14 protein-coding genes are annotated in these 11,783 nt (G+C 64.4%); 8 read left to right on the forward strand and 6 right to left on the reverse strand.

Annotated elements, in window-relative coordinates:
- Positions 1 to 284: 284 nt before the first annotated feature.
- A complete protein-coding gene (locus BM118_RS18605) occupies positions 285 to 1,088 on the forward strand; it encodes a Crp/Fnr family transcriptional regulator (protein WP_092187058.1) in 804 nt (267 codons plus the stop codon).
- A 27-nt stretch (positions 1,089 to 1,115) separates the two neighbouring features.
- On the opposite strand, the gene BM118_RS18610 is transcribed toward BM118_RS18605, so the two are convergent.
- The 4 genes from BM118_RS18610 to BM118_RS18620 are packed head-to-tail and all read right to left on the reverse strand — an operon-like array spanning position 1,116 to position 2,243.
- Positions 1,116 to 1,604 (reverse strand): hypothetical protein, encoded by a 489-nt coding sequence (locus BM118_RS18610; protein WP_177234422.1) that lies wholly within the window; start codon positions 1,602 to 1,604, stop codon positions 1,116 to 1,118.
- A 40-nt stretch (positions 1,605 to 1,644) separates the two neighbouring features.
- Entirely contained in the window at positions 1,645 to 1,863 is a 219-nt protein-coding gene (locus BM118_RS18615) for a hypothetical protein (RefSeq protein WP_092186928.1), read from the reverse strand.
- Positions 1,864 to 1,881: 18 nt separating this feature from the next.
- Positions 1,882 to 2,040 (reverse strand): hypothetical protein, encoded by a 159-nt coding sequence (locus BM118_RS41470; protein ID WP_177234423.1) that lies wholly within the window; start codon positions 2,038 to 2,040, stop codon positions 1,882 to 1,884.
- Complete coding sequence (locus tag BM118_RS18620) at positions 2,037 to 2,243, reverse strand: hypothetical protein (RefSeq protein ID WP_092186929.1); 207 nt, start codon at positions 2,241 to 2,243, stop codon at positions 2,037 to 2,039. Before BM118_RS18620 ends, BM118_RS41470 begins: the two co-directional genes overlap by 4 nt.
- Before the next feature lie 174 nt (positions 2,244 to 2,417).
- Between BM118_RS18620 and BM118_RS18625 the strand changes: the two genes are divergently transcribed.
- From BM118_RS18625 to BM118_RS18635, 3 genes are read left to right on the forward strand one after another with little or no spacing between them, the layout of a single operon-like run.
- Entirely contained in the window at positions 2,418 to 2,684 is a 267-nt protein-coding gene (locus tag BM118_RS18625) for a hypothetical protein (RefSeq protein ID WP_092186930.1), read from the forward strand.
- Between the two features lie 28 nt (positions 2,685 to 2,712).
- A complete protein-coding gene (locus BM118_RS18630) occupies positions 2,713 to 3,150 on the forward strand; it encodes a hypothetical protein (RefSeq protein ID WP_244550170.1) in 438 nt (145 codons plus the stop codon).
- 8 nt (positions 3,151 to 3,158) lie between these two features.
- The gene (locus tag BM118_RS18635) at positions 3,159 to 3,827 is read left to right on the forward strand and encodes a TetR/AcrR family transcriptional regulator (protein ID WP_092186932.1); all 669 of its coding nucleotides are present in this window, start codon (positions 3,159 to 3,161) and stop codon (positions 3,825 to 3,827) included.
- 17 nt (positions 3,828 to 3,844) lie between these two features.
- Here BM118_RS18635 and BM118_RS18640 read toward each other — a convergent pair whose 3' ends face one another.
- A complete protein-coding gene (locus BM118_RS18640; RefSeq protein ID WP_092186933.1) occupies positions 3,845 to 4,507 on the reverse strand; it encodes a TetR/AcrR family transcriptional regulator in 663 nt (220 codons plus the stop codon).
- 214 nt (positions 4,508 to 4,721) lie between these two features.
- Between BM118_RS18640 and BM118_RS18645 the strand changes: the two genes are divergently transcribed.
- From BM118_RS18645 to BM118_RS18660, 4 genes are read left to right on the forward strand one after another with little or no spacing between them, the layout of a single operon-like run.
- Positions 4,722 to 5,573, forward strand: a complete 852-nt coding sequence (locus BM118_RS18645; protein ID WP_092186934.1) for a sensor histidine kinase family protein — start codon at positions 4,722 to 4,724, stop codon at positions 5,571 to 5,573.
- Positions 5,570 to 6,697 carry an efflux RND transporter periplasmic adaptor subunit gene (locus BM118_RS18650; RefSeq protein ID WP_092186935.1) on the forward strand — a complete coding sequence of 376 codons (1,128 nt, stop codon included), beginning with the start codon at positions 5,570 to 5,572 and terminating at the stop codon, positions 6,695 to 6,697. Before BM118_RS18645 ends, BM118_RS18650 begins: the two co-directional genes overlap by 4 nt.
- The gene (locus tag BM118_RS18655; RefSeq protein WP_092186936.1) at positions 6,694 to 7,770 is read left to right on the forward strand and encodes an efflux RND transporter periplasmic adaptor subunit; all 1,077 of its coding nucleotides are present in this window, start codon (positions 6,694 to 6,696) and stop codon (positions 7,768 to 7,770) included. Before BM118_RS18650 ends, BM118_RS18655 begins: the two co-directional genes overlap by 4 nt.
- The gene (locus BM118_RS18660) at positions 7,767 to 10,913 is read left to right on the forward strand and encodes an efflux RND transporter permease subunit (protein ID WP_092186937.1); all 3,147 of its coding nucleotides are present in this window, start codon (positions 7,767 to 7,769) and stop codon (positions 10,911 to 10,913) included. Before BM118_RS18655 ends, BM118_RS18660 begins: the two co-directional genes overlap by 4 nt.
- Positions 10,914 to 11,492: 579 nt before the next feature.
- Here BM118_RS18660 and BM118_RS41475 read toward each other — a convergent pair.
- Positions 11,493 to 11,636, reverse strand: a complete 144-nt coding sequence (locus BM118_RS41475; protein ID WP_177234424.1) for a hypothetical protein — start codon at positions 11,634 to 11,636, stop codon at positions 11,493 to 11,495.
- Positions 11,637 to 11,783 lie beyond the last annotated feature (147 nt).

The raw sequence follows: 11,783 nt of genomic DNA on the forward strand, positions 1-11,783 counted from the left end.
CCCTTATACCCTTATAGGCGGCGCGGGGCTTCCCGCATTGGGCCAATCGCCCACGCCCGCGCCGTCGCAACCCTTGCTGGTTAATCATCTCGTCGAAAGCCTACGGATGCAAGAGGTCGTTAACCGTATGATGCGTTCAAGATCCTGTTTGCGCGGGAAGAATGCCGGTTGGGACCGCAATAGTCCGTACTTGATCTCCCCTCAGGGCTCTGTTTGGATATTTTCGTTCGCCAATTCGAATTTCGGGTAATCGAAATGAATAAGAGAAGTGGATACCGTTGTTCATGACTGCTCGTGCACCGGAAAGCATCGCGACCGTCCCCCGCACTGGCGTCGGCAACCGGTTGCTGGCGGCGTTGCCGCCGGCGGATCTCGCCTTGCTCACGCCCCACTTCCAGAAGGTCTCGTTCGAACCCGATACCGTCCTGGTGCGGTCGGGCGATGAGCTCGACCCGGTTTACTTTCCCCATAGCGGCGCAATCGCCTTCATGCTCGATATGCCGGACGGGCAAACGGTTGCAACCACGTTGATCGGACGGGAAGGCGCTCTGGCCTCGTTCTCCGCGCTCGGCCCGTCGCTCTCATCCGTGACCGCGGTTGCTCGCGTGGCCGGCACGGCATCGCAGATCTCCGCCGCCAGGTTTCGGGCTGCCTATGCGCGAAGCGAGGCCATCAGGAATGTCGTGCAGGTCCACGTCCGCGCGTTGCTGTTGCAGCTCCAGCACGTTGCGGCCTGCAACGCGCTGCACCTGGTGGATGGCCGCATGGCGCGGTGGCTCCTGCAGCTCCACGACCGCGTCCCCAATGACCTCCTGCCGGTGACGCAGGAGGCGCTTGCGCAGTTGCTTGGGGTGCGGCGGACAACGGCGACCCTAACGATGAGCAAGCTGCGCGCGGCCGGCGCCGTCCCGTCCGACCGGCGCGGGTTTGTCGAGATCGACCGGGTGCGGCTCGAGCGCGTTGCATGCGATTGTTATGCGCTCATGCAGGACAAGATCGATCGGATGTATTGTCAGGAATTGTCGGCGCCGCAGCCTGCCCTTGCGCCGTTCCCGGAAACAACCGCGCAGCAGTCAAGGCGCATATGAGGTCCGCTGCGTCCCGTTCATGAGGACTCACTCTGGACGGTTCGGCGTCTTCCGCGCCGGAGCGAGCTTGCGCCGTCGCGCCGCGATCTCGTGCGGGCTCCTCCGCCCCGCTTGATCGTGAACGGCGGGCTGCAACTGGGCCAGGCTTTCGCGAAGGCGCGGGTCGGCCGCCGCGACCGCCGGGTTACCGTCATCGTCGTGCACAATGGCGTCGCCGACTTCAGTCTCGGGCAGCTGCGCCTGGGCGATATCGTGCTCGGCGGGCGCGGGATGCGGTCCGAACCCGCTGGTGTCGATGACGGCCGCTTCGGGTCCCCTCCGGTCCGAGTGAATCCGGATCGGCGGCAACGCGGAATGCGAGTCCGTGAGCCGGCTCGGCGAAGGTGCGGGCAACACCCAGTCGGCCGCCAGAAGCAGCAGGAGCAGCGCGCCTCCAACCGAGAGAAAATACACCCGCAGAGGCAGCTCGGGCTCGCCGCCGCGCGCACGTCGCGACAGTACGGATCTCCTGCTCACGGTCGCCAGCTCCCGGACATGAAATGATTCCGTCTCATTTTCAGAAGCTCGTGGGCCGCGGGTGCCGGGACGCGCGTTCGGCGTCGAGATAGCCGCGCTCGTCGAGCCATTCGATCGGGCAATAGACCATCGCCTTCGGGTCGACCATGTGCCCGTCGCGCTCGAGGGCCGTTCGCGTGCCGGTGAGTCCGGTCCAGACTGAAGAGCCGGTGGCCGGCTCCACGTTCATGACGTCGAACACTTCGATGAAGTTGAGCATGTCGGACTTCCGGGATGCTCACGCGGCGGGCGGGGAAGGGGGCTCGACGCCTTCAAGCGCGACACCTCTGCGGACGAGTTCGGATTCGATCGCGTCGAAGATGGATTCGACCGGCGCGAGCCACACCGTGACCCAGCAGATGATGCAATTGCGAGCAAGCAACAGCCCCGACGTCATGCGAGGCTCCTCCGGCTGGCCGCATGCCGCACCGGCGCGGCTTCGCCGCCGGCGAGCGCGTGCACCCAGGCGAGCACCGAAATGGTGAGACCCAGCAGCAGGCTCAGGCCCACGAGCGACACGGCCACCATCAGATTGAGCGACGCGACGGCAATCGCAGGCCAGGGATTTTCCCGCACGAGCGCCAGGAACAAGCTTGACATCTTCGGTCTCCTAAATATACTACACCGTATAGTTCATATACAGCGCGGATCGCGGGATGTGTCAAGAGCCGAGACTCACAAGCCCGTGTTCGTCCTGGTCGGACGAGGGAGACTTCGGAGTGAGGCCAAGGGTCCCTTTGAAAGCAGATGCCTCAACCTGAGAAAGGATTCGATATGTTCAAGAACCGGTTGGTGCTCGCAGTCCCGGTGCTCGTTGCGTTGGGCACCGCTGCGTTCGCGCAGGAGGACCGCGGCACAGCCGAGCAGAGAGCGGCGTGCACGTCTGACGCGTTTCGCCTGTGCGCCGGCTACATCCCCGATCCCACCAATGTGGAAGCCTGCCTCAGGCAAAGAAAGTCGGACCTGAGCGAAGCTTGCAGAGCCGTCTTCGACCACGCAGCCGCCGCGGTTTCGGTCAGGACCGTGGGATCGCACCGATAGCGCGACGCCAGGAATGAGGACCGATCGTATGAACACAATATATGCTCCTGCTTTCGCCGCGTTCGGAGGTTCGGCCTTCGGAGCGATTTCAACGATCGTGACGGGATGGATGTCCCGGCGCCGCAGACTCCGCGAGCGCCATCACGCGCACGCGACGTCGAAGCGTGAAAAGCTCTATCGAAGCTTTATCGAGGAGGCGTCCCGACTTTACGCGGACGCGCTCACCAGCGACAAATCCGAGATCCCGGCATTGGTGAATTTGTATGCGCTTATCGGGCGCATGCGGATTCTGTCCGAGGATGAGGTGGTCCATGCCGCGGAGCGGGCAGGCCGGCTGATCATCGAGACCTACCTCGCGCCGAACACGTCGTTCGTCGACCTGCCGGGCTTCCTCGAGGAGATGGATCCGTTGCGTGAATTCGGCGAGGCCTGTCGGCGTGAAATGCACGCGATTCCGTTGCGTTGAGGCCGAGCATGCAGAAGGCGCAGACGACCCGCCAGGCTGGATTGTCGTGCACGCGTGAACGAATTGTGCAGGCTGCAATCCGCTTGTACCGGGAGATCGGGTACCGAAAGACCACGGTTGCCGACGTCGCTCGCGACGCAGCAATGTCCTCCGCAAATCTCTACCGGTTCTATCCCTCCCGCCGAGCGCTCGAAGAGGCCGTCGTGACGGAGTTGCTCGAGGAGGTGTCGGCGGCGGCCGCAAGTGCAGCGCGAGGCGGCCGCTCGGGCCTGGACCGTCTGAATGCAGCGTTTGGTGCGATCTCCCGGATGCATGAACACCGGCTGGCAAACGATGTCCGATTGCACGAACTGGTGGTGGCCGCAGGACAGGCGAACTGGCTGGCCTGCCTGTCTCATGCGGATCGGCTTCGCGGCGTCGTGCGGTCGATCATCGCGGCCGGGCAGGTGAACGGGGAGTTCCGGGGCGGCAGCCCGATGGCGCTCGCCTGCTGTCTGCTGGACGCGATGGACGCTTACCTCAATCCCTCCCGTGTCAGGGCGACCGCGCTTCGGCCTGCGTTCGACGAGATGATGCGCTTTTGCGGGGGGGCGCTTGGCAACAAGGCGTTCGCTGGCCCGGTGCCTCCTCAACTCATCAACGTTCAGACCGGTTTGCGCCACAAATCCACCTGTTGAGCCCGGAGCTCGACGGCTCACGGCGTCCAGTCTGCCTCACAGGCCGCAAGGAAGAAGCCGACACGTTCGCGCATGAAGGATGGCAGCTCCCGTCTCAGCTCCTTCGGTGTCTCCCCGACCAACGAACGAAACAGCATCGGCAACAGGATCAGATCCAGGAAGATCTGAGCGGTGGCAAGGCTTCGCTTGCCGCTGAAGGGCCCCTTGGGAGCGCGCGCCAACTTCTGCGTCGCTTCATTCAAGAGTTGGGAAACGGCGTTGACTGAGCGATCGCGCGCGGCGTCGTGGACGTTGCGGCTCAACTCGGGAAAACGCTGTGCTTCGGCGATCGTGGCGCGAACCATGCCCAACGATTCCTCGATGAGCTTTTCCACGATGGTGGTGCCGAGGTTCGAGAGCTTGTCATGAAGGGTGCGGCCCTCGGGCTCGATGCCTTCGAAATCCGTCAGCCTGCTGATGGTGCGGGCCACCGCCGCCGCGAACAGTGCCTCCTTGCCGGGGAAGTGCGCGTAGATGGTCGGCTTGCTCGCCGGCGCCAGCTCGGAAATGTCGTCGATGCTGGCACTACGATAGCCCTTCTCGAGAAAAAGCTGCTGGGCTGCGTCAAGGATCCGGACCTGGACGTCGCCGGCAAGGTCTTTGGTCGGTCTGCCCCGTTTCGGGGTGCTCTTCTTGGTCATCCGTCGATCCTCCAGTCACGAGTCTGTGCGCGCGCAGATCGCACTTGACATGCCGGGCCGGAAAAGGCAACAAAAAGAAAATATACGGTATAGTTTATTTAATAGCCGCGACGTCCATCAGGACCAGCGGCGACACCTCCCGGACGGTCGAAGCCGCAAACCTGTGTGTGCATTGGCCCAGCGATCGTCCGGTCGACCTCAGGAGAGAGTGAATATGTCGTGCCCCGACCCGGACCGCCCACACCACGGCATCCTGCTGCGCGAGTTGCATCACAGGGTCGATAAAGGGATCGCCTCGGCGATCGATCTGGTCTCGGCCGCGGTCATCCGCGCCGACGGAGCGGAAGCCAAGGCCGCCTTGAGCGACGTGGTCGAGCTGCTGCACGGACACGCGGAGTTGCATCGGGCGCTGGCCATGCCAGAGGGCGATGTCCTCAACGATGCCGCGACTTACATTCGCAGACTGGGCTGCGCCATGCGCCAGTCCTTTCTGGACCGAATGGGGATCCGGCTGGCGCTCACCGCCGAATCTCTCCCGCTTCAGCCGGAGCGGTGCGGACGGCTTGGCCTGATCGTCCACGACCTCATCGTCAACGCCGCGAAGCATGCGTATTTCGACGCGCGCTCCGGCGAGATCAAGGTCAAGCTGTCGCGCATCGGCTCGGTCGCGAACTGCGTGGTGCTGGACAACGGCTCGCGGCCGGCGCGGGCCCTGGGCCGGGAGTTCCAGATCAGCAATGACCTTGCGAAGGGGCTCGGCGGACGGATCGAGCACGGCTTCGCTGCCGACTTCACATCCGTCGTGGTCTCGTTTCACCTGAGCGAGCGGGAGCGGCAGGCGAGCTGGTCGATGGCGACGCGCCGCATGAGGCCGCCGCGCCGGCTGAAGACCAACGCGTCCGTGACGCCCGGCTCCGGCCGCTCGGATCAGATCGAGCGTCCGGCCGCGATGCGAGCGGATCCAGATTCCCTGCGGGCGCGTCCGAACGAACGGGCCACGCTCGGCACGGGCCCGGACATCCTGGGCAATCTCCTGTCACCCTGTCACCGCACGGACGCGCTATGAGCCCGCGCTATTCGAATCTCTCCAAGGTCCACCGAACCGGGCGTTTGCTGAAGCCTCTTGGCGGCCTGGCCCTCGCGCTTATTGCTGCTGCGCTCGGCGGCTGCGACGATCGCACCACCATTGCTCCCGCGCGCGCCGCTGTCGTGCGCACGGAAATCGTGCAGCCGAGGGACCGGCAATCCTCGATTACCTTGACCGGTGAGGTGCAGGCGCGCTTTCGGGCGGACCTCTCGTTCCGCGTCAGCGGGCGCGTCCTTGCGCGCTATGTCGATGTCGGGACCCACGTGAAGGCCGGCGAAGTGCTGGCCATTCTCGACCCGGCCGAGCAGGAGGCCGATGTCGACGCAGCCACCGCCGCCGTTCTCGCCGCAGAATCCCAGCTGCGCGTGGCAAAGGCGACTTTCGATCGGCAGACGGCGCTGATCGCAAGCGGCTTCACCACGCGCACGGCCTTTGACCAGGCGCAGGAAGGGTTGCGAACCGCGGAAGGTGTGCTTGAAGCGGCAAGAGCGCAGCTCGGAACCGCGAAGGACGTTCTCGGCCATACCGCGCTGCGAGCCGAAGCCGACGGTGTCGTCACCGCACGCAATCTGGAATCCGGTCAGGTCGTACAGGCTGCCCAACCGGTATTTTCGCTGGCGCAGGACGGGGAGCGGGACGTCGTCTTTGACGTCTATGAGTCCATTTTCCTCGGAACTGCCGACGGAAGCAGCGTTTCGTTGACGCTGCTCTCCGATGCGACCGTGACCGCAGGCGGTCAGGTTCGGGAGGTCTCGCCGGCCGTCGACGCCAGGAGCTCGACCATTCGGGTCAAGGTGGCGATCAAGGACCCGCCTGCCGCAATGACGCTTGGAAGCGCCGTCGCGGGAACTGTGAGAGTGACGGCCGAGCGGCAGATCGCATTGCCCTGGCGTGCATTGATGGCGGCGGGCACCAGCCCGGCGGTCTGGACCGTCGATCCAGCTACGCGGACCGTCTCGCTGAAGCCGGTGACAGTCGGTGGCTACGAGGCCGGAGAAGTATTGATCAAGGCAGGTCTGGATCCGGGCGCGCGCGTCGTCGTCGATGGCGGCAAGCTTTTGAGCGTGGGCCAGCTCGTGATTTATGAAGGAGAACCCTCGTGACGGGCCGTGCAATGATCGTGGCGGGTCCGCTTGCATGCGCGCTCGCGCTTGCCGGATGCCAGCAGGAGACAAAGGTGTCCGAGGTCGTGCGGCCCGTCCAGTCGCTGCTTCTCGCAGCGGACCACGCGGACGATGCCGTTGCGGTGGGCGTTATCGAGCCGCGCTACAAGACCAATCTCGGCTTCCGCGTGCTCGGACGTCTGATCACGCGTCCCGTCTACGTCGGCGATCTCGTGACAGAAGGACAGACGGTCGGCACAATTGATTCCACCGCCATCGAGCTCGCCGTTCACGCGGCCAAAGGCCAGCTTGCCAAGGCCGAGGCGCAGTTCGCGACCGCGCGAGCGACCGAAGAACGGCAGCGAACGCTCATTGCCACCGACGCAACCACAAGGCAGACGCTGGATAACGCCGAGCAGGCGCGTGCCGGCGCGGAAGCTACGGTTGCGCGCGAACAGGCAAATCTGACCAAGGCGATCGAGCAGCTCGGCTATTCGCAGATCAAGGCCGACTTCGCCGGTGTGGTCACTGCAGTCGGTGCGGACGTCGGCCAGGTGGTGTCCCCCGGCCAAAGCGTGGTGACGATCGCAAGGCCTGATATCCGCGAAGCGGTCGTCGATATCGGACCGGACTTTCCACTGCCGCTGGAGGTCGGTCTGGCGTTCACGGTCAGCCTGCAGCTCCTGCCGGCGGTTGAAGTGGAAGGCAGCGTCCGCGAGATTGCGCCGCAAGCCGATCCGGTAACGCGCCTGCGGCGGGTCCGCATTGCACTCAGCAATCCGCCTGACAGCTTCCGGCTCGGCGCGACCGTCACGGCAAAGCTCGGCAGGCAGCAAGGCCCGGCTCTGCGACTGCCTGCGTCGGCGCTGCTCGCCAAGGATGGCGCCAATTTCGTCTGGATCGTCAATCAGCCCGCCAACACGGTGTCGCTGCAAAGGATCGATGTGGTGGCTGGCCCAACCGGGGCGCGCGTCACCGGCGGACTTGCTCCTGGCGCACGCGTCGTCACCGCCGGGGTCCACAGTCTCAAGCAAGGACAGCAAGTCCGTATCGAACAGGATCAGCAGCCATGAAGTCGTTCAATCTCTCCGACTGGGCGCTCGGTCATCGCTCGCTCGTCTGGTATTTCATGATCGCCTTCATGGCGGCGGGTCTTTTTGCCTATCTCCAGCTGGGACGGCAGGAAGACCCCGACTTCACCATCAAGACCATGGTCGTCCAGGCGCAGTGGCCGGGTGCGTCACCCGAGGAGATGACGCGCCAGATCACCGACCGGATCGAGAAGAAGCTCGAGGAGCTGGAATCGCTCGATTACACCAAGAGTGTGACGGTTGCCGGGCAGACCACCGTCTTCGTCTATCTGCGCGACAGCACCAAGGCCGCCGACGTGAAGCCGACCTGGATTCGCGTTCGCAACATGATCGCGGATATCAAGGGCGACTTCCCGCAAGGGGTGATCGGGCCCGGCTTCAACGATCGCTTCGGCGATGTGTTCGGCAACATCTATGCCTTCACCAGCGACGGCCTGAGCCAACGTCAGCTGCGCGATCATGTGGAGGACATCCGTGCCAAGGTCCTGACCGTGCCCGATGTCGGCAAGGTGGACATCCTGGGCGCGCAGGACGAGGTGATCTATCTCGAATTCTCCACCCGCAAGATCGCGGCCCTTGGCCTCGACGTTCACGCGATCATGAGCTCCTTGCAGGGGCAGAATGCGGTTGCGCCATCCGGCGTATTCCAGGAGGGGCCTGAGCGCATCAGCGTACGCGTGAACGGCCAGTTCACGTCAGAGGCAAGTCTGAAGGCGGTCAATCTGCGCATCAACGACCGCTTCTTTCCCCTGACCGACTTCGCAACCGTCAAGCGCGGTTATGCCGATCCGGCCAAGACTCTGTTCAGGTATAACGGGGAGCCGGCGATCGCCCTTGCCATCGGCATGAAGTCCGGTGCGAATCTGCTGCACTTCGGCGAGGCGCTGAAGGAGGAGATGTCGAGAATTACGGCCGACTTGCCGGTCGGCGTCGGCGTTCACCTCGTCGCCGATCAGCCCGTCGTTGTCGAGCATGCCGTGTCCGGTTTCACCGAGGCGCTGTTCGAGGCCGTGATCATCGTTCTCGGCATCAGCTTTCTCAGCCTGGGCATGCGCGCCGGCCTCGTCGTGGCGATCGCGATTCCGCTGGTTCTCGCCATCACCTTCGTCGTGATGGCCTATGCCGGCATTTCGCTGCAGCGAATTTCGCTCGGCGCCCTGATCATCGCGCTCGGCCTGCTGGTCGATGATGCCATGATTGCCGTCGAGATGATGGTCGCGCGGCTCGAGGTCGGCGATCCCCTGGAAAAGGCGGCAACGCACGTCTACACCTCGACCGCGTTTCCCATGCTGACTGGAACGCTGGTGACCGTGGCCGGCTTCATTCCGATCGGGCTCAATAGCAGCAATGCGGGCGAGTTCACCTTCACGCTGTTCGTGGTCATCGCCGTCTCGCTGATCGTCTCGTGGATCGTGGCGGTGCTGTTCACGCCGTTGCTCGGCGTCACCATCCTGCCCGCCAGGATGAGGGGCCATCACGAACAGAAGGGGCGCGTGGCGCAGTTGTTCGCGCGTCTCCTGCTCTTCTGCATGCATCGCCGCTGGACGACGATTGGCGTTACGGTTGCAGCCTTCCTGCTGGCGCTGTTCGGCATGAATTTCGTGCAACAGCAATTCTTCCCGTCCTCGGATCGCGCTGAGCTCGTGGTCGACTGGAATTTGCCGCAGAACGCATCCATTGCCGATACCAATGCGCAGATGGCGCGCTTCGAGCGCGAACAGCTCCAGGGCAACAATTCGGTCGACCACTGGTCGTCCTATGTCGGCACCGGCTCGCCGCGCTTCGTCCTGTCCTTCGACGTGCAGACCGCCAACACCTGGTTCGGCCAGATGGTGGTCGTGACCAAGGGCGGCATCAAGGCCCGCGACCAGGTCAAGGCGCAGTTCGAGGACTACCTGAAGAAGACGTTTCCCGGCACCGACACCTACGTCAAGCTGCTCGAGGTCGGCCCCCCGGTGGGGCGTCCCGTGCAGTATCGCTTGAGCGGGCCCGACATCGCGAAGGTGCGAGACCTCGCGCAGAAGCTGGCCGGCATCGTGCGGAGCAGCCCCGATCTCGGCAATGTCGTGTTCGACTGGATGGAGCCGGCCCGCGTCGTCAAGGTGGACGTTCTCCAGGACAAGGCGCGCCAGCTCGGCGTCACCTCGGAGGACATTGCCACCACCTTGAACTCCGTGCTCGAGGGCACGCCGATCACCCAGGTGCGCGACAGCATCTATCTCGTCAATGTCACGGGACGTGCGACGGCGGCTGAACGTGCCTCCATCGACACCCTGCGCGACCTGCAATTGCCCGGGCTCGGTGGCCAATCCGTGCCGCTCGGTGCCGTGGCCAATCTGCGTTACGAGCTCGAGCAGCCGACGATCTGGCGGCGCGCGCGGATCCCGACCATCACGTTGAAGGCCGGCATCGTCGGTAACGTGCAGCCCAAGACGATCGTGGACCAGCTCGCGCCGAAAGTCGCGGAATTCACCAAGGAGCTGCCGGCCGGCTATTCGGTGAGGATCGGCGGGTCCGTCGAGGAGAGCGCCAAGAGCCAGGCGCCGATCGTCGCCGTCGTTCCGCTCATGCTCTTCGTCATGGCCACGGTGCTGATGATCCAGTTGCAGAGCTTCCATCGCCTGTTCCTGGTGTTCGCCGTCGCGCCGCTGGCCGTGATCGGCGTCGTCATGGCGCTGCTGCCGAGCGGCGCTCCGCTCGGCTTCGTCGCCATCCTCGGCGTGCTCGCCCTGATCGGCATCCTTGTCCGAAATTCGGTGATCCTGATCGTGCAGATCGAGGATCTCAGGAAGGAGGGGCGACCAGCCTGGGACGCGGTGGTGGAAGCGACCGAGCATCGTATGCGGCCAATTCTGCTGACGGCGGCCGCGGCAAGCCTCGCGCTGATTCCGATCGCGCGCGAGATATTCTGGGGGCCGATGGCCTACGCGATGATGGGCGGCATCATCGTCGGCACGCTGCTGACGCTGCTGTTCCTGCCGGCGCTGTATGTGGCCTGGTTCCGAATTCACCCTGATCACGGCGATAACTGGTCCATGCATGAGCCCGCAGCGCCCGCGCACGACATTTCGCCGGAGCCGATCTCCGCGGCCACGCCGGTGCCGGTTCTCGAAACACAGAACTAACAAGGGAAAGTACAATGCTTCGCAACACAGGTCTGATGCTGTCCATCGGTGCGGTCCTCGTAACGATGACGTTGACGCCCAATCCGGCGTCCGCGCAATTCCCGCCGCCTCCGCCCATGGCGGGGCCTCCGCCGATAGCAGCCGGAGGTCCTCCGGCCTTCGCGGCTCGTCCGCCGATGGGACCTGGCGGTGCGCCACGTGCCGGCCTCGGCGGCCCGGCGCCGCGCCTCGGTGCTGGAGCTGCACCGCGCGGTGCTCTCTCGGGAGGCGGTCGCGGCGGACCGGCGGTCGCGAACGCCACTCGCGCCACATTCGTTACCTCCAGCCGCTTTGGAGGCTACGGCCGCTACGCTGGTGGAGCCCGATACGGCTATCGCGCCGCGTATGCGGCGAGCGCTCACGCCGCCTACGCCTATGGCGGCTCGCGCTATTCCTCTGACAGTGACTGCTACTACGTTTACAGACGTTATCGGCGCGTGATGGTGTGCGAATAGTCCGCACACCGACCGCTACGGCAAGCCCGCCATCAACGTCGCCCCGGCGAAGGTGGCGGCGGAGTAGGGCGTGTACTCCCCTGGATCAATCCTTTGCTGGACGCGTTTTTTGCCGCCGATTGTCCGCCAGCGTAATAGCGCCGGCAGCCACCAGGACAATGACGATGACCATGGCAAGCGCCTCCACCGAGGCCAGGGTGTCGTACCAGCTGTTCCAAAGCTCAAGCATGCGCTGGCCTCCATCTGAGCGGGCGTCCACCAGCGATAAAATACGCTCTGTCGAAAGGACGTGCCTTCGCGCACAGGGACAATGCTACGTTTCGTCGCGCGCGTTTTGATCGCGCGGCAACATGACCTATGCCCGGCGCCCGAATAT

It is taken from the genome of Bradyrhizobium sp. cf659 (genome assembly GCF_900113725.1).
GTDB lineage: Bacteria > Pseudomonadota > Alphaproteobacteria > Rhizobiales > Xanthobacteraceae > Bradyrhizobium.

Excerpts from the sequence above, each read along its gene's own strand:
- BM118_RS18605 (WP_092187058.1), top strand. The coding sequence starts at position 285 with ATGACTGCTCGTGCACCGGAAAGCATCGCGACCGTCCCCCGCACTGGC.
- BM118_RS18615 (WP_092186928.1), bottom strand. The coding sequence starts at position 1,863 with ATGCTCAACTTCATCGAAGTGTTCGACGTCATGAACGTGGAGCCGGCC.
- BM118_RS41470 (WP_177234423.1), bottom strand. The coding sequence starts at position 2,040 with ATGACGTCGGGGCTGTTGCTTGCTCGCAATTGCATCATCTGCTGGGTC.
- BM118_RS18620 (WP_092186929.1), bottom strand. The coding sequence starts at position 2,243 with ATGTCAAGCTTGTTCCTGGCGCTCGTGCGGGAAAATCCCTGGCCTGCG.
- BM118_RS18625 (WP_092186930.1), top strand. The coding sequence starts at position 2,418 with ATGTTCAAGAACCGGTTGGTGCTCGCAGTCCCGGTGCTCGTTGCGTTG.
- BM118_RS18630 (WP_244550170.1), top strand. The coding sequence starts at position 2,713 with ATGAACACAATATATGCTCCTGCTTTCGCCGCGTTCGGAGGTTCGGCC.
- BM118_RS18635 (WP_092186932.1), top strand. The coding sequence starts at position 3,159 with ATGCAGAAGGCGCAGACGACCCGCCAGGCTGGATTGTCGTGCACGCGT.
- BM118_RS18640 (WP_092186933.1), bottom strand. The coding sequence starts at position 4,507 with ATGACCAAGAAGAGCACCCCGAAACGGGGCAGACCGACCAAAGACCTT.
- BM118_RS18645 (WP_092186934.1), top strand. The coding sequence starts at position 4,722 with ATGTCGTGCCCCGACCCGGACCGCCCACACCACGGCATCCTGCTGCGC.
- BM118_RS18650 (WP_092186935.1), top strand. The coding sequence starts at position 5,570 with ATGAGCCCGCGCTATTCGAATCTCTCCAAGGTCCACCGAACCGGGCGT.
- BM118_RS18660 (WP_092186937.1), top strand. The coding sequence starts at position 7,767 with ATGAAGTCGTTCAATCTCTCCGACTGGGCGCTCGGTCATCGCTCGCTC.
- BM118_RS41475 (WP_177234424.1), bottom strand. The coding sequence starts at position 11,636 with ATGCTTGAGCTTTGGAACAGCTGGTACGACACCCTGGCCTCGGTGGAG.